Source organism: Treponema rectale, assembly GCF_014202035.1.
In the GTDB taxonomy this organism is placed as follows: Bacteria; Spirochaetota; Spirochaetia; order Treponematales; family Treponemataceae; genus Treponema_D; species Treponema_D rectale.
Genome location: NZ_JACHFR010000003.1, coordinates 116,786 through 139,316, shown reverse-complemented (window position 1 = coordinate 139,316; position 22,531 = coordinate 116,786). Strand labels below are relative to the sequence as shown.

At 41.0% G+C, this 22,531-nt stretch carries 17 protein-coding genes; 10 read left to right on the top strand and 7 right to left on the bottom strand.

What is annotated here, in order from left to right:
- Nucleotides 1–309: 309 nt before the first annotated feature.
- Nucleotides 310–2,721, bottom strand: coding sequence for a sialidase family protein (locus HNP77_RS09485; RefSeq protein WP_184652951.1), 2,412 nt, complete (start codon nt 2,719–2,721; stop codon nt 310–312).
- Between the two features lie 154 nt (nt 2,722–2,875).
- On the opposite strand from HNP77_RS09485, the gene HNP77_RS09480 reads away from it, so the two are divergent.
- From HNP77_RS09480 to HNP77_RS09450, 7 genes are all read left to right on the top strand, one after another.
- Nucleotides 2,876–3,250, top strand: a complete 375-nt coding sequence (locus tag HNP77_RS09480; protein ID WP_184652950.1) for a hypothetical protein — start codon at nt 2,876–2,878, stop codon at nt 3,248–3,250.
- A gap of 93 nt (nt 3,251–3,343) precedes the next feature.
- Nucleotides 3,344–5,137, top strand: a complete 1,794-nt coding sequence (locus tag HNP77_RS09475; RefSeq protein WP_184652949.1) for a cache domain-containing sensor histidine kinase — start codon at nt 3,344–3,346, stop codon at nt 5,135–5,137.
- Nucleotides 5,130–6,638, top strand: coding sequence for a response regulator (locus HNP77_RS09470; protein ID WP_184652948.1), 1,509 nt, complete (start codon nt 5,130–5,132; stop codon nt 6,636–6,638). Before HNP77_RS09475 ends, HNP77_RS09470 begins: the two co-directional genes overlap by 8 nt.
- An 84-nt stretch (nt 6,639–6,722) precedes the next feature.
- Nucleotides 6,723–7,670: an ABC transporter permease gene (locus HNP77_RS09465; RefSeq protein ID WP_184652947.1), complete on the top strand. Its 948-nt coding sequence runs from the start codon at nt 6,723–6,725 to the stop codon at nt 7,668–7,670.
- A 23-nt stretch (nt 7,671–7,693) separates the two neighbouring features.
- The gene (locus tag HNP77_RS09460; RefSeq protein ID WP_221266569.1) at nt 7,694–8,584 is read left to right on the top strand and encodes a carbohydrate ABC transporter permease; all 891 of its coding nucleotides are present in this window, start codon (nt 7,694–7,696) and stop codon (nt 8,582–8,584) included.
- 3 nt (nt 8,585–8,587) lie between these two features.
- Nucleotides 8,588–10,234 carry an ABC transporter substrate-binding protein gene (locus HNP77_RS09455; RefSeq protein ID WP_184652946.1) on the top strand — a complete coding sequence of 549 codons (1,647 nt, stop codon included), beginning with the start codon at nt 8,588–8,590 and terminating at the stop codon, nt 10,232–10,234.
- A gap of 157 nt (nt 10,235–10,391) precedes the next feature.
- Complete coding sequence (locus HNP77_RS09450; RefSeq protein WP_184652945.1) at nt 10,392–12,428, top strand: beta-galactosidase; 2,037 nt, start codon at nt 10,392–10,394, stop codon at nt 12,426–12,428.
- An 85-nt stretch (nt 12,429–12,513) separates the two neighbouring features.
- On the opposite strand, the gene lysS is transcribed toward HNP77_RS09450, so the two are convergent.
- The 5 genes from lysS to HNP77_RS09425 form a co-directional block, all read right to left on the bottom strand.
- A complete protein-coding gene (lysS, locus tag HNP77_RS09445; protein ID WP_184652944.1) occupies nt 12,514–14,145 on the bottom strand; it encodes a lysine--tRNA ligase in 1,632 nt (543 codons plus the stop codon).
- A 51-nt stretch (nt 14,146–14,196) separates the two neighbouring features.
- Nucleotides 14,197–15,198 (bottom strand): SPOR domain-containing protein, encoded by a 1,002-nt coding sequence (locus tag HNP77_RS09440; RefSeq protein WP_184652943.1) that lies wholly within the window; start codon nt 15,196–15,198, stop codon nt 14,197–14,199.
- A complete protein-coding gene (locus tag HNP77_RS09435; RefSeq protein ID WP_184652942.1) occupies nt 15,195–15,467 on the bottom strand; it encodes a hypothetical protein in 273 nt (90 codons plus the stop codon). The genes HNP77_RS09440 and HNP77_RS09435 overlap by 4 nt, the downstream gene beginning before the upstream one ends.
- A gap of 80 nt (nt 15,468–15,547) precedes the next feature.
- Nucleotides 15,548–16,933: a tRNA (N6-isopentenyl adenosine(37)-C2)-methylthiotransferase MiaB gene (gene miaB / locus HNP77_RS09430; protein WP_184652941.1), complete on the bottom strand. Its 1,386-nt coding sequence runs from the start codon at nt 16,931–16,933 to the stop codon at nt 15,548–15,550.
- A gap of 44 nt (nt 16,934–16,977) precedes the next feature.
- Complete coding sequence (locus HNP77_RS09425) at nt 16,978–18,231, bottom strand: CobW family GTP-binding protein (protein ID WP_184652940.1); 1,254 nt, start codon at nt 18,229–18,231, stop codon at nt 16,978–16,980.
- 126 nt (nt 18,232–18,357) lie between these two features.
- Here HNP77_RS09425 and HNP77_RS09420 point away from each other — a divergent pair, with 126 nt between their 5' ends.
- From HNP77_RS09420 to ffh, 3 genes are all read left to right on the top strand, one after another.
- On the top strand, nt 18,358–19,050 hold the full coding sequence (locus HNP77_RS09420) for a tRNA-uridine aminocarboxypropyltransferase (protein WP_184652939.1): 693 nt from the start codon (nt 18,358–18,360) through the stop codon (nt 19,048–19,050).
- Nucleotides 19,051–19,171: 121 nt separating this feature from the next.
- Nucleotides 19,172–20,233, top strand: coding sequence for an NAD(P)H-dependent glycerol-3-phosphate dehydrogenase (locus tag HNP77_RS09415; RefSeq protein WP_184652938.1), 1,062 nt, complete (start codon nt 19,172–19,174; stop codon nt 20,231–20,233).
- Nucleotides 20,234–20,263: 30 nt separating this feature from the next.
- Nucleotides 20,264–21,643, top strand: a complete 1,380-nt coding sequence (gene ffh / locus HNP77_RS09410) for a signal recognition particle protein (RefSeq protein ID WP_184652937.1) — start codon at nt 20,264–20,266, stop codon at nt 21,641–21,643.
- An 80-nt stretch (nt 21,644–21,723) separates the two neighbouring features.
- Here the strand turns inward: ffh and HNP77_RS09405 are convergent, their stop codons facing one another.
- On the bottom strand, nt 21,724–22,434 hold the full coding sequence (locus HNP77_RS09405; protein ID WP_246428910.1) for a glycogen-binding domain-containing protein: 711 nt from the start codon (nt 22,432–22,434) through the stop codon (nt 21,724–21,726).
- Nucleotides 22,435–22,531 lie beyond the last annotated feature (97 nt).

The following is a 22,531-nucleotide window of genomic DNA, read 5'->3' as shown; positions in this document are numbered from 1 at the left end:
TGCAAACCTCTGGGGGATGACCAATAAGTATGAGTCATTGCCGTGCTCGACAGCCTGTCATTGCCGCACTTGATGCGGCAATCTCATGCAGGGGGATTTTCGGGTCCAGCCCGAAAATGACACTTATAAAAAGTTGCTAACAGCCCGAAAATGACATTTTTTGAACTTATTGGTCATCCCTATATTGTCTGAAGGTAAAATCGTAAAAAAAATCCCCTGGTTCAGGGTGAAGCTGAACAGGGGAAAAAGCTAAAAAAGTTTTAAACGGAGTATGTTTCTAAACTTTTATAAATACTACTATATAAACAGTCAGTTTTCAAAAACATCCCGGTATACAATACCGCGGCCGTTGGTTCCAAGATATACACGTCCGTAAACTCTCGGATCACCGGTAATGGCTGTATTTGCAGCACCGTACTGATGGTTGTCGTCATTTATGCGGGTCCAGGTTACCCCTTTGTCTTCCGACATATAGATTCCATACTTTCCTTTATACTTACTGTTTGTATAAAGCACCTGATAAGAAGAGCTGTCCTTTGCCTTACCGAGACCGATTACAAGTGCATCATCAAATCCGCTGATGGAAGTCCATGTAATTCCTCCGTCCTCAGAATGATAGAGACCTGCTTCTCCTGCAGCAAACCACAGATGTCCCTCGCAGCCGATTACTGCATTAAGATCACTCTGCCATGAATCTTTTCCGGATTTATTCCATCTGTCATTTACCATGACAAAAGATTTTCCACCGTCAGTACTTGCATAGAATTTTTTATCACCACCGTAAGCGTAGAACTTGTTTTTATTTACTCTGTCACTTACAACCTTACAGTTTTCTGGAAGTCCACTGCAGACATTCCAGTGTTCACCCTCATCATCAGTCCAGCTCGGAACAAGATTGCTCGGTGCCCATACAATTACACTTGAATCTGCATTAACTGCAGCAGTTCCGCCCCAGCCTTCATTTGCACCCTGAATATAATTCTTTACCGGGTTCCATTCATCTCCGCCGTCATAAGAAATCATGAGCTTGCCGTCTCCCATGCGGATTATGTAATACGGATCCTCTGCTGCATAATCAAGACTGCTTACTCCACTGATGTTAGGATTGACAATCATCGGAGATGCTTTTGTAAGATCGTAGTGAACAAATCCTCCGATATCACCTACACCGGAAATAAGATGAGCTCCTTCTGTAGGACTTATAAGATCAAGAACGGCACACTCTTCAATTCCCTCTGCATAAGGAATAAAGTTAACCCTCTTTCCCCTGTCCCAGTCAGTAAGGTTTCCGGTAGAATAAATTCCCGCCCCTGTTCCGTACATCATGCGGTCAGAATCAAAAGGATCTATTTCAATATCTGCAATACACCATCCCAGTTTCGGGTTTTCCTCAGGAAGGGTTTTCTGTGTTCCCCAGTCAAGCCACGGAACGTCTTTAATATTGATTGAATATTTATCTACACGGTTAGGATATCCGTCGAGATACCAGATAGGATCCCATGTTGCACCTCCGTCTGTTGAACGGTAAATGTATTCATCAGGCCACCATTCATTCATCGTAACGGCAATCAGGACATCAGGATTCTGATAATCAACGGCAACGCTTCCTACGGCACGGTCTGTCGTTGCATAGCTTGGATCAGGATCATGTTTAGGAAGGGAGATGTCAGTCCATTCCCTTGTCTTGAAATTAAACTTCCAGATTGCTCCTCCCCAGTATGCAGATGAGTAAGGACCAAAACCTGCATTGTAAGAAACAAGAAGTTCTCCCTTTGGTGAATAAACTCCTTTCAAAGGATAATACATGTGACATGAACATACATCACCGGTCATGTGCTTATGCTTAGCTTCTCCACGGGCTTTCTGAGCCTCAGGCTTTCCGTAACTGAAATCACCGATTTTCGGCTGGCCTTCAAGAGGATGCCATGTAACTCCTGCATCGTTAGATTCATAGATTGTATTTTTTGTATCAGCAACACCGCAGTAAATGTTTTTACTTCCGTTTCCAGGAGTTCCGCTTTCAGGATCAAAGACAACCCACATGATTCCGAAATAATGATCAAAATGTGACCATGTACTGAAACCTTCATCGTAGACATTTCCTTTTGCCGGGAATGACTTTACTTCTTTCCATGTATGTCCGTAATCTTCACTTTTATAAAGACCGTCGCCGAAGCTTCCGAAATAAACGATCTTATTATTGTTCGGATCTATTGCAAGACGTTCACCGGCACCGCGTCCAGGCATGTTGCCGCCCATTTTAAGTGGAGTTCCGTCTGACTTATACATGTCAATTCTCTTAAACGTATTTCCGTAATCTTCAGAAACAAGCATCTGAGAAGGACCTTTTTCCCAGTCATTGGTGTATGTTCCGGAAGCAATTACGAGACGATTCGGTTCAACAGGATCTGTAGCAATACTTGCGATACCCAGGCGTCCGTAGTCTTCCACACCTGCAAAATCTGTAAGGGGAATCCAGCTTTGAGATGCAGCATCAAAACGGTAAGCGCCTCCCATATCCGTGCGGGCATAAAGAACACCCTGCTTTGAAGTATTATAGATAAGGCCCGGAACCATACCGCCGCCATGAATTTTTACACTCTTCCATCCTTTCTGAGTATACTGAGGAGAAGTGCTTCCCGATGAACCGGTACTTGCACATCCTGCAAAAACTAAAACAGCCGATGCTGCAGCTGCAAGTGATTTTACAATCTTTTTCATACAATCTCCCATTTTCATTATGATACACCATAAGAATAAAATCTGATCAATGTAAAAAAAACATCATAAATTTCAGCAAAAAACTTTTTATTTTTCAATCTTGCTGATATACTTAGTGCTATTGAAAACAGGACTCATACTCGGGAGGACACAAATGAAAAAAATTACAGCAGCTATCATTCTCGCAGCTTTTTCTGCCGCAGCAATAACCGGATGCTCAAAAAAAGAATCTAAAACTGAAACATCATCTGAAAAAACTTCAGAACAGAAAACAGAAAATACTTCCACATCAGATAAAGGAAACATATCTGCATCACTGGACGCACAGATTGAAGCGCTCAAAAAAACTTCAGAAGCATACTCAGAAACACTTGATGCTACGGCAAAAGCTTACGCTGATTCACTTTCTTCAACTGCAGATTCATACAAAGATACAATCAAAGAAAGCGTAGATGCAAATTCAAAAGCTATTAAAGAATCTGCCGCAAACGCACTGGACTCTGCAAGCAGTCTCCTTAAAAACTGGTAAAGATTCACAAAAAAAAACAGAACGTCCTGAAACTTAACGGACATTCCTGATTTTTCAGGACGGTTCTGTAATCTTATTTTTCCGGTCTTTTTTATGAACATAAGGAACATTTTCTTTTCCGTTATAAACCGATTCAAGATTTCACAGAAACTTTATTTTCTTTATGCGATAACTTTTTTCATTCCGCTTATAATCACATTTACAATTTTTATTTCATGGCTGAGCAAAACCCTTAACAGCTGGGAAAACAAAGAAGCAGAAAGCACTCTCCGCACCCTTGATATTTTTTTTGAAGAAAGTTTCAACGGAATAAGCGAACTTTCCAATGTTCTCAGCGTAAACACAGAAATACGGAACATCATATCAAAAGAATATCACTCACCGCTGGAAGTGTACAAAGCATATAATGAGGTAAAATTCATTGATCCGCTTATCAAGGCTTACAGTTCAATTTCAAGCATAAGATTCTACACGTCAAACATGAGTCTGCACGACAACGGATTCTTCACCAAAAACACTTATGACGTTACGGGAAGTGACTGGTACAGAAATGCAGTTTCCCTTAACGGTGCTCCCTTCTGGTACTATAAAAAAGATTCCATCACACAAAAACCCCATCTGACTCTTATACGTTCTGTCTGGAACGGAATTGATCACACCCTCATCGGAATACTGTGCATAAACGTAAGCAATGACTTCATCAATCAGCGTTTAAAATCTGCACCCTATTCTTCAATCATAGAATTTTCTGACCAGTGCATTTTCAGTTCCATAAACAATCCGGAAACGACCTTTATAAATCTCACCGGAAAAAAATCCAGTGACACAATAAAAATTGACTCCAAAGAATTCAGCATACTGAAAAAAGAATTTTCTCCTGACCACGGACAGAACGAAAAATTTACGATAAATATTTTCATATCAATGGAAAACCTTTTCAGGACCACTGCAAAATTCAGACTCAACATTTCCATAGTCTTTCTTCTTTTTATTCTTTCATCCCTCGCAATGATTCTGCTTCTTGCTTTTTCCATACATAAAAGAGTTTCTCAAGTCAGAAAAGGTATCGTAAGCGTAGGTACGAACAACTTCAACATTCCGCCTTCAATCGGAGGTTCTGATGAATTCTCTGAAATATATGATGAGGTATACGAAACCTCAAGAAAGATAAAAAAACTCATAAACGAAGTTTACATCCGTGACATAGAAAAAGAACAGCTGACTTCAAGGCAGAATGACATAAGATTTAAAATGCTCAGTGCACAGATAAATCCCCACTTTCTCTTCAATACCCTTGAACACATAAGAATGCAGGCCCTCAGCTGTGAAGACCGGGACGTACCTTACATGCTGAAAATCCTTGCTAAGATACTCAGATACAATCTTTCTGTAAAAGAAGAAAACGTACTTCTTTCGCAGGAAATCGAAATCATAGGAAACTATCTGGACATCCAGCATAAAAGATTTGGAGAGAGAATTTCCTACGACATAGTTCCCCTCTGCGACATAAACAGGATAAAAATCCTTCCCCTCCTTATACAGCCTCTTGTAGAAAACTGTTTTGCCCACGGACTTGAATCAAAAACTGAAAACGGTTTTATTTACATACTGATAAAGACAGAAACAGAAAACGGAGAAGCTGTCTTAAAAATAACAGTGCAGGACAACGGAGAAGGAATTCCTGAAGAAAAACTTGACGAACTGAACAGAAGGCTTAACAATACCAACGTAGAAGAGTTCAGATCTTCCATCGGACTTGTAAACGTCAATCAGAGAATCAGACTTTTCTACGGACAGAAATACGGTATGAAAATCTTCAGCATTCCTGAGAAGATTACGGCAATTACGCTGACTTTACCTTTAGTTACAGAGGATACAAATGCTTAAAGTACTTATTGCAGATGATGAAAAAAGTATCAGAAACGGACTGAAAAAAATAATCGACTGGAACAAATGCGGCTATGAAATCTGCGGAGAAGCCTCAGACGGAAATCAGGCACTGGAAAAAATTCTGGAACTGAAGCCGGACCTGGTTCTTCTTGATATAAAAATGCCGGTAAAAACGGGAGTTGAAGTTTTAAAGGAAATAGCGGAACTTAAAAAAAATCCCGGCAGTGAATACAAAAAAAATACGGCCTTTCTGATTCTTTCCGGATTCTCTGATTTTGAATTTGCAAAAGAAGCCATGAATTACGGTGCAAAGGGATATTTTGTAAAACCCATAGATGAAGAACAGCTTGAAGAAAAGGTTACAGAACTTGCAAAAGACATGGTCTCAACCGCAAATGACGCTGCAGACTTGAAGCAGTGTTTCTCACAGCTGTTCCTTTTCGGAGTAAAAGAAGATGCCTTTCCTGAAGGATACGAAGACAACCGCAGCTATCAGGCCGTACTTTTCTCAAGCAAAAGATGCGGATATGCAGAACGTATCAATGAACTTGAGAAAAAAATTCAGTCTGCATTTTCCCAGTTAAATCCGATTACAGTTGTACATGACCAGGATATAATCGTACTGTTTGCAGACTGCAGCACGGATGCAGTTGACAGAACTACGGAACGGTTCATCCAGAGGTTTCAGAAAAGCCCTTTTGTCATTACAGGCAACCCGTACAAAGGAGTGGAGGGAGCGCTTAAATCTTTTCTTGAATGCAGGAACAATACATTCAGACTTTTCTTCGGGGAAGACTCAAGCCTGATTCACTGCACCGAAATTCACGAAAATGCACTCAAGGACAAGTTTAATTTTGAATCCAGAATCCAGGACGTTATTTTCTGCATAGAAACTTATGATAAAAAACATCTCCAGCAGATTCTGGATTCGTCAAAAACTGCCTTAACCTCCATACTTAATCCTGATGCCGTAAAGACACAGTGCATTACTTACATAATAGAACTGCAGGCCGGTCTGTTAAAAAAATATCCGGAAAGGGATTTTGAGATAAGCTCAGCCTATGACCTTGTTCCTAAGATTCTTGAGAAAACACGTTTCTGCGACGTATATGAAATCGTAACAAAATTCAGTTACGACTTTATTGAAAATTTCAATACAAATACTTCAACATCTACAATCACTAAAGTAATTGCCTATATCAAAACTAATTATGCCGATGACCTTAAGCTGGAAACCCTGGGACAGATGTTTTACTGCAACAGTGCTTACCTTGGTAAAAAATTCAAGGAACATACAGGAGTGCAGTTCAATACATTCCTCGACCAGATTAGAATTGAAGAAGCAAAAAAACGTCTGACAGAGACGGACCTTAAAGTCTATCAGATTTCAAAACTGGTGGGGTATGCAAACACTGATTACTTCTTTATGAAATTCAAGAAATACACGGGACTTACCCCTAAAGAATTCAAGGCAGGCTTAAAAGAAGCAGGAAAATAAAAACAGCCCTGCAATTTTTTTTCAAAGTTTTTTATTGTAATTTTTAATGTTTTTTTCCTGTCCGGCGGGTGCTACCTTAATAGCATGAAAGAAAACAGCGTTACAATAATTCATAAAACTTCTCTGGGAAAGAAGATTTACTCACAGCGGTATTTATTTCTCATGTCAGTACCGTTCGTAATCTGGCTGGTGATTTTCTGCTATGTTCCGCTTACAGGCTGGCTCATGGCATTTGAAGAATACCATCCTTTTCTGGGATTTACAAAATCAAAATTCGTCGGACTGTATCAGTTTAAGAGAATGTTTACAGATCCAATCCTTGCTCCGAAATTCAGGCAGGTACTCTGGAACACTATCGGAATGAGCCTCATGGGACTTACTGCAGGAACAGTATTCCCGATTGCCTTTGCAATTTTCTTAAATGAAGTTTCATCCCTTCGTGCAAAAAAATTTGTTCAGACAGTTTCCTATCTTCCTCACTTTGTATCATGGGTTATTGTCGCAAACATTGTTTCTTCTGCACTTTCTCCCAGCGGAACAGTAAACGAGATTCTCGTCAAACTCAGCATAATAAAATCCCCGTACGCATTCATGGCAGACAGAAAACTGTTCTGGTGGATTGTTACCTTTGCTGATGTCTGGAAAGAAACAGGATGGAATGCAATCATTTATATTGCAGCCATTGCCGGAATAGACGAGCAGCTTTATGAGGCGGCAGAAGTTGACGGCTGCAACCGCTGGCATAAAATCTGGCATGTTACTCTGCCGGGAATCCGTACGACAATCATTACACTTTTCATAATGAATGTGGGAAACATAATCAATATCGGTTTTGAAAAACAGTGGCTTCTTTCGAACCCTGTTGTTGATCCGGTGGCTCAGGTTCTTGATAAATATATCATTGATTACGGTATTTCCATGTACAATATTTCTTACGGAACAGCCCTTGGAATTTTCAAATCCATTGTAAGTATTGCAATGATAATACTTGCAAACCGCATAGCAAAAAAATTCGACAGCAACATCATGTAAAAAAACTCAGGAGAGCAGACAAAATGATGGTAACGAAAAAAAACAACATACACATAATAAGTTCTCTTATAATGATTCTGGTAGTTACAGTAACACTCTACCCCTTCTTAAACGTACTGGCAAAATCCCTGAATGATGCTGTTGATACAGTAAAAGGGGGCATAACCGTTTTTCCGAGAAAACCGACTTTCAAAAATTACACAGACCTTTTTGAAACGGGAAGCAATCTTGGAACGGCATTTTTTAACTCTATAGTAAGAACAGTACTGGGGTCTTTCTTAGGCACCCTGTGCTGTGCAATGTTCGCTTACCCTTTAAGCAGGCATGATTTTATTGCCCGCAAACCCTTTCTCAGGATTCTCATAATCACAATGTATGTTTCTGGAGGACTTATTCCAAGTTACCTTCTCATGAGAAACCTGAACCTTCTCAATTCCTTCTGGGTTTACATAATTCCGTCCCTCATAAGTGCGTATAACATCATCCTTATAAGAAGCTTCATGATGAACATACCGCAGGCTCTTTCTGAAGCAGCGAGAATTGACGGTGCAAATGACCTGACGATTTTCTTCAGAATCATACTGCCTATGTGCAAGCCTGTACTTGCAACAGTAATGCTTTTTGTTGCAGTAGGTCACTGGAATGACTGGTACAGCACTTACATTTACATGACCAGAAGTCACAGGACGACACTTTCTACACTTCAGTTTGAACTTATGAAAGTTCTTGACAGTGTAAGCCAGAGCGGAAGTACCATTGACATTCATTCTGAATCACTCAAGGCTTCGACAAAAAGTCCGGAGGCTATTAAAATGGCAATTACAATCGTATGTACAGTACCGATTCTTGCAGTGTATCCTTTTGTACAGAAATACTTTGTAAGCGGAATCACATTAGGCGCAGTCAAGGAGTAGAAAATGACGTTTATAAAAAAAGCAGCTTCTGCAGCAGCATGTACTTTACTTATATCAGGCAGTCTGTTCATATCAGGATGCGTAAAAAAACCGGATTTCGGTGATGCAGTAGTACTTACAATGTTTACTTCTGACCTGAATGAAGACATATACTTTACCGATCCCGTTGCAAAAGAAATAACAAGACGGACTGGAGTTGCCCTTGAACTGGAACATCCTGTTGCCGGAGATACAAATGCTATTCCACTCATGCTGGTAAGCGGTGACCTCCCGGATCTTATTTTTGCAAAAGGTGAGCTTACAAAACTTATTGAAGCAGGAGCCGTCATTCCCCTTGATGATCTTATTGAAAAATACGGAAGCAATATGAAAAAACTCTATGGAGACCAGATTGTAAAGCTTCGTAATTCTCCTTCAGATCCTCACATATATACTGTAGGAACATACGGCGTAAAAAGTGAAGTTCTTGAAACAGGCGGCTCAATGCAGATTCAGCATGCAGTCCTCAAGGAACTCGGCTATCCGAAAATAAAGACACTTGCAGACTATGAGCAGGCTCTGCGTGAATACATAGAACTTCATCCGACAATTAACGGACAGAAGACAATAGGACTTTCCCTGCTTATCGATACCTGGCAGTGGTACATAGATCTTTCCAATCCGGGAAACTACACCATAGGCTATCCTGATGACGGTCAGTGGATCGTAAATCAGGAAACACTTGAAGCCCAATATAAATTCCTGAACAAAGATATTTACAAATTCTACAAATGGCTTAATAAAATAAATGCAGACGGACTTCTTGATCCTGAAAGCTTTACCCAGAAAGAAGATGTATGGCGGGCAAAAATTGCCTCTGGAAGAGTCCTGGGAATTTCCTATCCGACCTGGGGCTATGGAGAAGCCCGTTCTTCACTCATCAACAACGGAATGGAAGACAGAACCTATGCCTATCTTCCGGTTCAGGCTGACGAATCGACAAAAGATCCTTCAAGAAAAGACTACGGATATTCCGGCGGATGGGGTATTGCAATTTCAAAGTCCTGCAAGAATCCGGAACTTGCATTTAAATTCCTTGACTGGATGTGTTCGGAAGAAGCACAGATTCTCTGCAACTGGGGAATAAAGGGAATAAACTACACAGTCAATGAAGAAGGAAAAAGGGTACGCTCTGCTGAAGAAATGAAGGCTGCGGCAACAGATCCTAACTATGCAACTAAAACAGGTGTCGGAAGATGGTGCTATCCCTTCCCTCAGGCAGGAAATGCTGCAGTAGATTCTAACGGAGATAAAATTACACCGACTTCAAAAGAATCTATAATTGCAAACTATCTTGATGTAGAAAAAGAAACACTTAAAGCTTACGGTGCAGAAATGTGGATAGATCTGTTCCCGTCACCGGAAGAACTGGGGGTATCAAGGCACGGACAGGTATGGCAGTATGCCCTTCCTCAGAACGTAAATGAAATGGTTACGGCTGCAGACCAGGAAGTAAAAAGCGAGCTTGCACTTATCGTTCTGGGAAAGCCGGAAGATTTTGACAGACAGTGGAATGCTCTTCAGAAAAAACTTCTGGACATGAAACTTGATGAAGCCGGAAAAATCCTTACAGGCCTCATTAAAGAAAAAGTTGATTTATGGAACAAATAATTCTTCACGAATGAAGATTATGAAAACCTTATGCTGTTTCTGTTTCAAACGGGAACAGCATTTTTATTGTCTGTTTTAGAACATCTGTGTAAAATAAAAAAATGCCGGAAAATGCCGTGCACAAAAAGCAGGCTATTAAGGCTGAAAAGAGGTTTATATGATTAACGATCCAAAGGTAAAAAAGGTTCTCTACGGAGGAGACTACAATCCTGAACAGTGGAGTATTGAAGAAAGAAACAGAGACATGGAACTTCTGCCTCAGGCCGGAATTGATACGGTAACCCTGAATGTATTCAGCTGGGCAAAACTTCAGCCGTCAGAAAAAAAATATGATTTTTCTGATCTGGACAGAATCGTAGACATGGTAAGTCAGAAAGGCATGAATATCTGCATGGCAACATCTACTGCAGCACATCCTGCCTGGATGGCACGTAAATATCCTGACATTCTGAGAACAGACATTGACGGAAGAAAACATAATTTCGGTTCAAGACATAATTCCTGTCCAAACAGCCCTACCTATAAAAAATACGCGCCGCTTCTTGCAAAAAAACTTGCAGAGCGCTACGGAAACAGAAGCAATATTCTGGCATGGCATATTTCAAATGAATACGGCGGACTCTGTTACTGTGACAACTGTAAGAAAGCCTGGCGGCAGTGGCTCAAAAATAAATACAAGACTATAGAAAACCTGAATGAAAAATGGAACACTGCTTTCTGGAGCCATACATACTACGACTGGGAAGACATTCAGATTCCAAGCCACATCAGTGAACGGTGGAACTATGACCGTACCAACATGCAGATTCAGACCATCGACTACTACAGATTCAACACAGAGGGAATCGTAAATATGTACCGCATGGAAGCTGATGCAATTCACTCCGTACTTCCTGATGCAAAGGTTACTACAAACCTCATGAGCACTTATCCTGAACTTGACTACAATAAATTTGCACCTTATATGGATTTTATAAGCTGGGACAACTATCCTTCTCCAAATGATTCCTATACCAGAGTTGCCTTCAATCATGAAGTAATGAGGGGACTTAAAAGAGACAAGCCTTTCTGCCTTATGGAACAGACACCAAGCGTAACAAACTGGCAGCCTTATAATTCCCTTAAGCGTCCCGGCGTAATGCGCCTCATGAGTTACCAGGCAGTTGCTCACGGTGCTGATACAGTCCTCTTCTTCCAGATGAGAAGAAGCAGGGGCTGCTGCGAAAAATTCCATGGTGCCGTAATCGATCACTACCCGAGTGCAGAAACAAGAGTATTCAAAGAAACTGCCGCATTGGGAAAAGAACTCAAACTTCTGTCCGATAAGTTCATCGGTTCTCTGGAAAAAACAGAAGCTGCAATTCTCTTTGACTGGAACTGCATGTGGGGAGTAATGTTCAGTTCCGGTCCATCCGTTGATTTTAAATACACGGATGAAGTTTACAAATATTACGACGCTTTCTGTAAACAGAATATTCCTGTAGATGTAATTTCACCGGATCAAAGTCTTGATAAATACAAAGTCGTAATCGCCCCTGCCCTTTACATGATAAGTAAAGAAAACGCAGAAAAAATCCAGCGCTTCGTTCAGAACGGAGGAACTTTTCTTACAACTGTAATGAGCGGAATGACAGACGAAAATGATCTCGTAACGGATAAAGGTTATCCTGGAGAACTGAGAAAAGTATGCGGAATCTGGGCAGAAGAGACAGATGCCCTTCTTCCTGGAAAACCAAATTCCGTTGTAATAAAAGACGGTTCCCTCAAAGGTGAATATCCGGCTGTCATTCTTGCAGACATCATTCATCCGGACACGGCAGAAACTATTGCTGTTTACGGAAGCGACTTTTACCAGGGAACTCCTGTAATTACAAAAAACTCTTTCGGACAGGGAAAAGCCTGGTATGTAGGAACCTGCGCCGACAGAGACAGCGGACTTCTTGAAAAACTCATCCTTAGCATTACAGATGAAGCGGGAATAAAACCTGTTCTTCCTTCGGTAAAAGATATTGAAGTAACACAGAGAGTTTCTTCCGACGGCAAAAAATTTATCTTCATACTCAATCAGGGAACTGAGGATAAAAAAATAAACATTCCTTTTGAAGCAGAAGAACTTCTGACCTCAGCATCTGTAAAGGCAGGAAATGACCTTATGATTAAGGCAAAAGATGTCCTGATTCTCTGCAGAAACTGATAAATATTCATACAAAAAAAATCCCGAAACTGTAAAAAAACAGGCTTCGGGATTTTTTTCCTCATTGAAATAACATCAATAAGAATTAATATACGCTGAGAATCTTTGTAAGGCGTTCCTTACCGATAATGCGCATGAAGTTTGCAAGACGAGGCCCCTGGTCCTTATTTATAAGGGCATGATAAAGGGCTGTAAACAGCGCTTTTGCTTCAAGTCCAAGAGAAGTAGCAATATCGTACATTGCCTGCTGACATTCCTTATCAAGAGCATAAGTTTCAAGTTTAGAAACTACTTCATCACGTACTCTCTGTACGGCAGTAAGCATGTCTCCGCTGATATCCTCAGCTTTACTTCCGTCATCACGGATTTTAAAGCACATGTCAGCTGCACAGTCAGGAGCGCTTTCTGTAATCCAATACCAGGCACAGGCTGCACGGCGGCGCAGACATTCTTCCTGTGCAGGTTTTACATCACCAAGAGCCTTGATGACTGCATCAACATCTCCGGAATAAGTCTGAAGCAGAGTTGTAAGAAGCCTGAATGAAATCTGATATGGCATTTCTTCCGGCATTCCGTCAATCTGACTGAGTTCATAAATGCGCTTTTCACGGAGGATAATGCTTTCCTTCTTTGCAGGGTCTTTTTCTTTAGGTTCTTCTCTGCCCCATACAATGCGTTCCGTTCTGTCATAGGCTTCATAAATAGTAAGTACATCAAGATCAAAACTGATTGAGAATTCATGATCTACTTTATTGGAAGCAAAAATATAGCGGAGAACTTCAGGCTGATAAACCTCAAGAGCATCTACAAGGGAAATAACCTTTCCCTTAGAAGAAGACATTTTTCCAGGAACACCCTTAAGTTTTACAAAGTCATACTTCATGGTTACAGGAGCATCCCAGCCGAATACTTTTTTAGAAACAAGTTTTGCAGTGTCATAACTTCCGCCTGGACTGATATGATCTTTTCCACCAGGCTCAAACACTACTTTTTCTTCATTCCATCTCATAGGCCAGTCAACACGCCAGCCCAGCTTAAATTCTTTTGAAGTACGGAGGTCACCCTTTTCTTCATGACCGCAGCTTGTACATCTGTAAGTAATACCGTATTCACCGTCATAATCAAGAATCTCTGTAGTATCCTTATTACATTTGCAGCAGAAAGCAGCTACCGGCCAGTATACATCCTCCGGCTTCATTTTATGTTCATCATCACGGTATTCATTAAGGCACTGCTTGATGAGTTCACGATTCTGCATAGCCTTTTTCATGCCCTCGGTATAACGGTTTGCACGGTAACGGCTTGCCTGGTATAAAAATTCAGGATGAATGCCGACTCTCGGAAGCTGTTTTTCTATATCAACTTCATGATGGCGGGCATAGTTTTCATCACGACCGAAAGTATCAGGTACCATTGTAATAGGATATCTGAGATACTTACCAAGTTCCTCAGGCTCAGGCATATTACCAGGAACCTTGCGGAATACATCATAATCATCCCATGAATAAATAAAACGGACATTCTTGTTTCTGTCACGCAAAGCACGGACAATCAGATCAACTGTAATAATTTCGCGGAAGTTTCCGATGTGAACTGTTCCTGAAGGTGTAATTCCTGAAGCACAGGTATAGGAAGGCAGATCACCCTTTTCTTTAATAATACGGGCGGCCTGCTGGTCTGCCCAATGACATAACTCTTTTTCGTTTCTTTCTGACATAGTTCTAAGAGTATAAAGAAAAGGAACGAACTTTACAACAAGGAAGGCTTTTTACGGAAGCACGTAACTTTCATATCCGGCATCTATGAGCTTAAGTCCCATAGTACCTTCTGAATCATCATCCACAATTACAAGAAAGTATACAGTACCGGAAGAGCGTTTTTCTTCTTCCATGTACGCATTGAAACCTTTTTTCTTAAGAGAATCAATAAGATTTTCTGCATTCTGTTTTTCCCTGAAAAGACCTATCTGCCTTTTTACAGATTCAGAAGCAACAGATGCAGGCGAAGTCTGCTGCTGAACCTGATTCTCTTTTTTTTCAGGAACTGCCGGCGCCTCTGTAACCTCACTTACATTACGGACCATATAAAGCCAGAAGGGAACCGGAGAAAGAGTTACCTTTCCCTTCACTATCATTGCTTCAGGAGAAGAAGGATATTCCTTTAATAAAATATCCCCGTACATCTGTTTGCCGGTAACATACCATAACGTAAATACGACAAGATGCCTTACTTCCTTCATGGAAGACATGGAGGCATAAGCTTTAAGAAGTTCTACAGTATCAGAAGCTTCATCATAGGAAGCAGCCTTACACAGGGAAGTCCATGCAGAATAAAGATTTACATATGCGTTTACGGATTTATCTTTTGAAGAACGGACTGCACTGTTCAGATAACTTTCCGCAGTCTGAAAGTTTCCGGCACCCAGGGAAGAGCGGACTGCGCAAAGAACAATCTGTTCATTAGAAACAGCAGGCATTCCCTCTGCATTGCCGGCACTGATGCCTGCAGCTTTTGCATAGGAAGCAGCAGCCTCCTCATAACGCTGACTCTGTTCCAGAAGACAGGCGGCAAAATAAAGAACAGCCCTTCTGTCTGAAGCAGAAGCCGTAGAATCTGCATTTGCAAGAAGATATTCTATTGATGAAGCTGCATCTGTTTTCTTCAGCGCTTCATTTTTTACGGATAAAGCAGAAAGTTTTCCGGACTGAGCATGTATTCCGGCAAAAAAGAAAAGAGTAAGAATAAAACAGACAGTTCTCTTAAAACTCATTTTGAAGCATCATCCCCGTTATCTTTATCTTTGCGTGACTTTTTCTTTTTACCTGTTTCTTCATTTCCAGAAGAACTGCCGGAACTGAAAGCCTGAACGAATACAGTAACAATGACGCCGGCAATAAAAGAGGCAAGAACAGTATAAAAAACCGGCACATCGGTAAAATTATGAAAAATCCATACGTCACAGCGGTTCTCAAGATTAAAGCCCGTAAGAACTGCAGCCGTAACAGCCACAGCAAGTGCTCCTATAAGTTTTAAAAGCATATTCAAACCCCTAAAAAAAATCCTGTTTAATTTATCGGCACATTTCTTCCTGAATTAAAGGAATCTGAGCCGGACAGGCCCTATTCAACAAGAGTTCCCCGGAAGGTATTTCCGTTAAGGCTGTCTATCCTTACCGTTGCAAAATGTCCGATCAGGGAAGGTTTTGCAGTAAAAGCAACCCTCTCGTTAAGGGATGTTTTTCCAAGAAGCTCACTGCGGTTATCACGGCTGATAATGTCACAGAGAACAGTAACAGTCTTACCGATACGCCTCTGCATTACCTGGGACTGAATTTTCAGCTGAAGGTCAATAACTTTCTGAAGACGCTCTTTTTTTATTTCTAGCGGAATCTGATTATCCATCTTCGCAGCCGGAGTTCCTTCCCTCGGATTATAATAGTACATAAAGGCACTTGAATACTGTACTTCCTTCAGCAGTGAAAGCACCTGTTCAAAATCCTCTTCAGTTTCTCCGGGAAATCCCAGCATAAGGTCCGTACTCAGCGCGGCTTCAGGAACAGCCGCCTTTATTTTTGATACAAGTTCCAGGTACTGTTCCCTGGTATACTTGCGGTTCATGGCTTTAAGGACTTTTGTAGACCCGTGCTGAACGGCAACATGAATGCCTTTGCAGACATGAGGATCTTCTGCAATCACTTTAATAAGTTCATCAGAAAAATCCTTAGGATTGCTTGACTCAAAACGGATCCACCTGATACTGGACTTTATTTCATCCAGATATGAACTGATTTTTTTCAGCAGAGCCGGAAATGTAAGTCCGTCAGAATTATAGGAATTAACGTTCTGTCCCAGAAGAGTTATTTCCTTTACTCCCCTTGCAGAAAGAACTTCAATCTCGTGAAGAATTTCATTTAAAGGACGGCTCGTTTCCCTGCCCCGCACGTAAGGAACAATGCAGTATGAGCAGAAATTATTGCAGCCGTGCATGATGGGAACAAATGTTGAAAAGGCACCTTCTTCATAAGATGTTTCCGCAAAAACATAAACAGGTTCTTCTTCTATCTGAACCGGTTCCCTGCCTTCCTCAATATCCGTAATGATGTCCCCGAATTTATTCTTTGCAAAAGTTCCTACAACATAATCAATACAGGGCCAGTCTTTCTGAAGGGTTTTCAAAAGTCTTTCAGCCATGCACCCCATTACGATAAGCGTAAGGGGAACCTTTCCGTGTTCCTTAACAAAATCAACGGCGGCTTTCATTTCATCACTTTTGACTTTTGCATCCTTTTCCATTGCACGCACTTTTTTGAGCCCCGTAAAAAAACCAAGGCGTCCGAAAATGCGGGTTTCTGCCGTAGCACGAACTGAGCAGGTATTGATTATTACAAGATCTGCTACCTGGGGATTATCAGCTTTTGTCCACCTGCGGGAAGAAAGAATATTCTCCACAGAAGCGGATTCGGCGAGATTCATTTCACAGCCATAGGTTTCAATGAAATATGTCATTTATAACTCCAGGTAACAGATATTTATGTTTCTTCATCAGCAGCTTAGTCTGCAAGACAGGAATCAAGGGCGTCACTGATGGCTTTTTTATCAAGTTTCTGACCGATGATGCAGAGTTTAATCATTCTGTCACCAACTTTCTCATCCCATTCATCCTTAATCTGCGGATTTGCGGCAAGAATCTGCTTCTGTTCATTTTCAGGACATGCAGCTACCCACTGTCCTGAATATCCGGCCTGAATCTGACGTCCTGAAGTTTCAAAAACCCAGGCCATTTCCGGTTCATCAGCAAACCACATAAGACCCTTACAGCGGATAATGTTGCGAGGCCATTTATTTGCAAATTCATCAAGTTTTACGCGGTCAAAAGGCTTTCTGCGCATGTAAATGAAAGTTCCGATTCCATACTCATCTTCACTTTCACCTTCATGACGGTGTTCATGATGATGGTGATGGCAGTGCTCGTCACAGTGATGACCTTCTTCTCCATGTGCCGGATTATGCTCGTGATCATGGTCATGTTCTTCATGTTCATGTTCTTCGTGATCATGGTCATGATGATGTTCATGTTCCTCATGCTCATCTTCATCAGCCTCACCTTCCTCAAGTTTCTTGCACCATCCGGCAGATGAATAAACTGCATCAAAATCAAAGCTTCCGGTAGCAAGAATCTCTCCAACCGGAACATCTCCGTGGGAAGTCTCGATAACCTTTACTCCAGGATGAAGGGCTTCAATAACCTTGCGGACCTTTTTAAAATCATCTTCAGATACAAGATCCTTCTTATTAATAATGAGGGTTGAACAGAATTCAATCTGCTGTACGAGAAGGCTTTCGATGTCTTCTTCCTCAATATCATCTTTATGAAGAAGCTTATCGCCTCCTGCAAATTCATCTACAAGACGGGCTGCATCAACAACGCCTACAACATTGTCAAGAACACCGTTTTTTATAAGCTGAAGTTCCTGGGCAATAGGCATAGGTTCACATACACCTGACGCTTCTATCATGATATAGTCATACTTACCGCTTTTAATAATGTTTTCTATATTCTGGGCAAGCTGAGATTTAAGGGTACAGCAGATACAACCGTTTGTAAGGGGAACAATTGAACTTGTATCTGTAATTTTTGCTCCGTCTGCAATAAGTTTTGCATCAACATTTACTTCACCGATATCATTTACGATAACAGCAACTTTATATCCCTGCTGATTTGTAAGGACCTTATTCATCAAAGTTGTTTTTCCGGCGCCAAGGTAACCGCATAAAAGGGTCATAGGTGTTAATTTCTTTGCCATAAAAATGCCTCGTTATAATTCAATATGCCGACTGAAAAACGGTCAGCTTCACATACAAAATACTAAAATTTTCTAAAATTGTACACTATATGGTAAAAAACGCATGGTTATGCTAAACTCCCTTCCATGAGAGAAATCTGCTATAAATGTTTCAGACCGAAAGCCAGCTGTTACTGTAAATATACAGCCCCTGTAAACTGCAACGTCAAATTCGTATTCCTTATGCATCCGAAGGAAGCAAAACGCCAGAGAACAGGAACAGGACGACTTGCCTCCCTCTGTCTTCCGGACAGCGAAATCATAACAGGAATAGACTTTACTAAAAACGAACGGCTGTGCGCACTTCTCAAAGATCCTCAGTATTATCCGGTTTTACTTTATCCCGGTGAGGACGCCCATACAGCCTCAAGCCCGATTCTGAAACAAAATCTTTCTGACAGAAAACTTCTCGTCATTATCATTGATTCAACCTGGTTCTGCTCAAAAAAAATGCTCAGGTACAGTACCAACGTCAGCTCACTGCCAAAATTCTCTTTTTATGGAAAATACAAAAGTATTTTTACCTTCAAGCATGAACCATCGGAATACTGCATCTCTACAATAGAATCCTGCTATTACCTCATAAAAGAACTTCAGGAAAACGCCCTTGCCCCGGCAGAAGCAGATCCTGAACCCCTTTTAATCGTCTTCAAGAGAATGATTCAGTTCCAGCTTGAAAAAGAAAATGAAAGAATAGAGTCAGGACTTCCGGGAACCCATGCCTATGATATGTACTATACAAAAAAGAAGGAAATTCCGGATTTCATAAAAGAATCGTAAACTTCAGTTTTTTTCTTCCATACATTAAACAGAACACTGTATTGCACGTCACGGCTTCAATATTGAAAAATATTCACCAGTGGAGTATCATAAAATTTATAATTATTACATGAGGTAAAAGATGGAAACTCTTTCAATCGGAATCATTGGAGCAGGTGCATGGGGTACCGCATTAGGAACAGCCCTTGCTTCTGGCGGACACAGAGTACAGCTGTGGGCAATGGAAGAAGATGTAGTCGAATCAATCAACAAAGAACACGAAAATAAAAGATATCTTTCAGGTTACAGACTTAATAACAGTGTAACCTGCTGTCAGGACATAAAAAAAGTTGCAGAAGACAAGGACGTTCTTATTCTTGCAACTCCTTCACTCTACCTTGCATCTACTATCAGCCGCTTTACTGATGTAAAAAACATCCAGGACGGTTCTACAATAATTGCTTCAATAACAAAGGGTTTTGTGCCTTCTGACGACATTCCTCATTTTGTTCTTGAGACAATGGAAAACGCACTTCCTGAATGCTATAAAGACTGCACCGTATATATTGCAGGTCCGAGTCATGCAGAAGAAGTTGCCTTAGGCAAGATTACCGGTCTTATTGCAGCCAGCAATCATCACCGCAACGCAATAAAAGTCCGTGATATGCTCAGGGCTGTTAAAGGTATCATGGCCTATGCTTCATTTGACACTATCGGTGTTCAGGTATGTGCAGCAGTTAAGAACGTAATTGCCGTTGTATACGGAAGCATGGATGCCCTTGCAGAAACTTCAGATATTTTCGGAGACAACACAGAAAGCCTTCTCATGGCAGCAGGACTTAACGAAATCCAGCAGATCGGCTTTGCCATGGGTGCCACACATGCCGCAACCTTTACATCCATAAGCGGTGTGGGAGATCTTGACGTTACCTGTAAATCAAAATTCGGACGGAACAGAAAATTCGGACAGGATCTTATTAAGACTGACATGCTGAACCGTTTCTCAAACCTTGACGACCTTATTGCAAACATCAAGAAAGTCGGATATCTTCCGGAAGGTGCCATTGCCTGTAAATACGTTCATCAGATTGCAGAAAAGAAAAACCTTAAGCTTCCTATCTGCAATGCCCTTTATGAAGTACTTAACAAAGAAAAAACCCCGGAACAGTGTCTCAAGGATCTCGTAAACGGCAAAAATTACTGATAAAAGATACTGTTTCATAAGGAATACAAAATGCTCGAAAAAATCACAGGAACCTTTAGTTCTATTGTAAAAACATTAAGCGGAAACTCAAAAATTACAGAAAAAAACATTGAGGATACCGTAGAACAGATAAAGATGGCTCTTCTTGAAGCTGACGTTAACCTCAGGGTTGTACGCCGCTTTGTAAACTCAACCATAGAAGAAGCTAAAGGCGAAAAAGTCCTTAAAGCAGTAGACCCGGGACAGCAGTTTGTAAAGATAATTCATGACAAAATCGTTTCAATGCTTGGAGATAAAAAAACTGACCTTGCATTGAAAGGACCTGACACACAAAGCGTAATCCTGCTTCTTGGTCTTCAGGGTGCAGGTAAGACAACAGCAGCACATAAACTTGCCGCAAAACTTAAAAAAGACGGAAGAAAACCTCTTCTTACAGCCTGTGACCTTGTCCGCCCGGCAGCAGTTGAACAGCTTTCCGTTTTAGGACAGAAAATCGATGTTCCGGTTTACAAGGAAGAGGGAGCTAAAGACGCTGTTAAAGTTGCAAAAAATGCCATTGAATTTGCAAAAAAGAACGGAATTGATACTGTAATCATAGATACTGCAGGACGCCTTCAGATTGACGAAGCCATGATGAAGGAACTGGTTGAGCTTAAAAAGAAAACCGATCCTGTAGAAACAATTCTCGTAGCTGACTCCATGACCGGTCAGAATGCAGTTGACATTGCAAAAAGTTTCGATGAACAGCTGGGAATTACCGGTGTAATCCTTACAAAGTTTGACTCTGATGCAAGGGGCGGTGCTGCCCTTTCCCTTAAGACCATTACAGGCAAACCAATCCTTTTCATCGGTACCGGCGAAAAAACAGATGACTTTGAACAGTTCCATCCGGACCGTATTGCAGGAAGAATCCTCGGCATGGGAGACATTGTTTCTCTCGTAGAAAAAGCCCAGGAAACCGTAGATCAGGAAGCTGCCATCAAGATGCAGAAAAAGATGGCCCGCAATGAGTTTACGCTGCAGGACATGCTTGAACAGTTTGAATCCGTAGAAAAAATGGGAAGCGTTTCAAAAATCGTACAGATGCTTCCGGGAATGAGCAACTTTGATGAAAGCATGGTGGATAAAGCAGGTATTAAACATCAGAAAGCCATTATCCAGAGCATGACATATAAAGAACGCCTGAATCACCTTATCATCGGTCCTTCAAGAAGAAAGCGTATTGCAAAAGGAAGCGGCACTTCCGTACAGGAAGTAAACAAACTCATCAAGCAGTTTGAAAAGACAAAGCTTACAATGAAAAAACTTACAAGAAACCGCGGAATGCAGGCAAAAATGATGCAGCAGATGAGCGGAATGGACTTAAGCCAGCTTGGAAACATGCAGCTTCCGGGCGGATTCCATTTCTAAAACACTTTTTCTCTGTAAAACAAAAAAGGCATGTCTGAATTTTGAAGTATATCTCCAGTAACTCAGGCATGCCTTTTTTTTTATTTAACTATCAGAAGGGAAGCTTCCTTTCCCTCATCGGTATAGCACCTCTCAGGATTTGTCCTGTCCACAAAGGACTTTATTCCGGAATAATAAGCATACTGATAAGTTCCGGGTGGCAGGGTAAGATCCAGAACATAAAGTCCCGCACTGACTTCCTTCATTTCGTAAATCCAGCTGTCCCAGTTTGTAAAACTTCCCCCCAGACGGATATGCTGGCCGCTTTCTCCCCTGTAGACAAAATGAACTTTTCCCCTTCCCTTTTCCTCCGTAACGGCAGGAATATCCCTTCCGGCATCAAAGACAGAAAGCATTAAGTTTGATTTAGGATCAAATACCCTGTTGGAATTAAGGGGATCCATCGTCCACAAACCGTCAATCACAAGGCGGTATTTAAACTCCTGAACGTTTTTAGGAAGATTGAGTACATAAAAATAAAAGGAATCAACCACATTATCATCCATGTCTTTTTTTACTTTTTTAGAAAAGGAATGAATTGTGGAGAAATTCTCATAATCCAGGGCAATTCCCACATGACGGGCATTCTTATCGGCAGTAAAAATAACGCTGTTGCCCGAAAGATAAGGCGCCTGTACAGAGTCTATCTGTGAAACGAGAATCGAATAATCCCACCTGTCATCATCCGTAGAAGCATATAAAAATGTTCCGAAAGAAAAACACATAAATAAAAATGCAAGATACTTTCTCATACTTTTATTGTCGGAAACCAAACATAAGTATTTAGAAAAAAAATAGCATTCCGATAAGTAGAATAAAGGGCCCTGTTTACATTGAAAAAAAGCCCTT

Excerpts from the sequence above, each read along its gene's own strand:
- HNP77_RS09440 (WP_184652943.1), bottom strand. The coding sequence starts at position 15,198 with ATGAGTTTTAAGAGAACTGTCTGTTTTATTCTTACTCTTTTCTTTTTT.
- HNP77_RS09475 (WP_184652949.1), top strand. The coding sequence starts at position 3,344 with ATGAACATAAGGAACATTTTCTTTTCCGTTATAAACCGATTCAAGATT.
- HNP77_RS09420 (WP_184652939.1), top strand. The coding sequence starts at position 18,358 with ATGAGAGAAATCTGCTATAAATGTTTCAGACCGAAAGCCAGCTGTTAC.
- HNP77_RS09415 (WP_184652938.1), top strand. The coding sequence starts at position 19,172 with ATGGAAACTCTTTCAATCGGAATCATTGGAGCAGGTGCATGGGGTACC.
- miaB (WP_184652941.1), bottom strand. The coding sequence starts at position 16,933 with ATGACATATTTCATTGAAACCTATGGCTGTGAAATGAATCTCGCCGAA.
- HNP77_RS09460 (WP_221266569.1), top strand. The coding sequence starts at position 7,694 with ATGATGGTAACGAAAAAAAACAACATACACATAATAAGTTCTCTTATA.
- HNP77_RS09425 (WP_184652940.1), bottom strand. The coding sequence starts at position 18,231 with ATGGCAAAGAAATTAACACCTATGACCCTTTTATGCGGTTACCTTGGC.
- ffh (WP_184652937.1), top strand. The coding sequence starts at position 20,264 with ATGCTCGAAAAAATCACAGGAACCTTTAGTTCTATTGTAAAAACATTA.
- HNP77_RS09480 (WP_184652950.1), top strand. The coding sequence starts at position 2,876 with ATGAAAAAAATTACAGCAGCTATCATTCTCGCAGCTTTTTCTGCCGCA.
- HNP77_RS09455 (WP_184652946.1), top strand. The coding sequence starts at position 8,588 with ATGACGTTTATAAAAAAAGCAGCTTCTGCAGCAGCATGTACTTTACTT.
- HNP77_RS09470 (WP_184652948.1), top strand. The coding sequence starts at position 5,130 with ATGCTTAAAGTACTTATTGCAGATGATGAAAAAAGTATCAGAAACGGA.
- HNP77_RS09435 (WP_184652942.1), bottom strand. The coding sequence starts at position 15,467 with ATGCTTTTAAAACTTATAGGAGCACTTGCTGTGGCTGTTACGGCTGCA.
- HNP77_RS09465 (WP_184652947.1), top strand. The coding sequence starts at position 6,723 with ATGAAAGAAAACAGCGTTACAATAATTCATAAAACTTCTCTGGGAAAG.
- lysS (WP_184652944.1), bottom strand. The coding sequence starts at position 14,145 with ATGTCAGAAAGAAACGAAAAAGAGTTATGTCATTGGGCAGACCAGCAG.
- HNP77_RS09405 (WP_246428910.1), bottom strand. The coding sequence starts at position 22,434 with ATGAGAAAGTATCTTGCATTTTTATTTATGTGTTTTTCTTTCGGAACA.
- HNP77_RS09485 (WP_184652951.1), bottom strand. The coding sequence starts at position 2,721 with ATGAAAAAGATTGTAAAATCACTTGCAGCTGCAGCATCGGCTGTTTTA.
- HNP77_RS09450 (WP_184652945.1), top strand. The coding sequence starts at position 10,392 with ATGATTAACGATCCAAAGGTAAAAAAGGTTCTCTACGGAGGAGACTAC.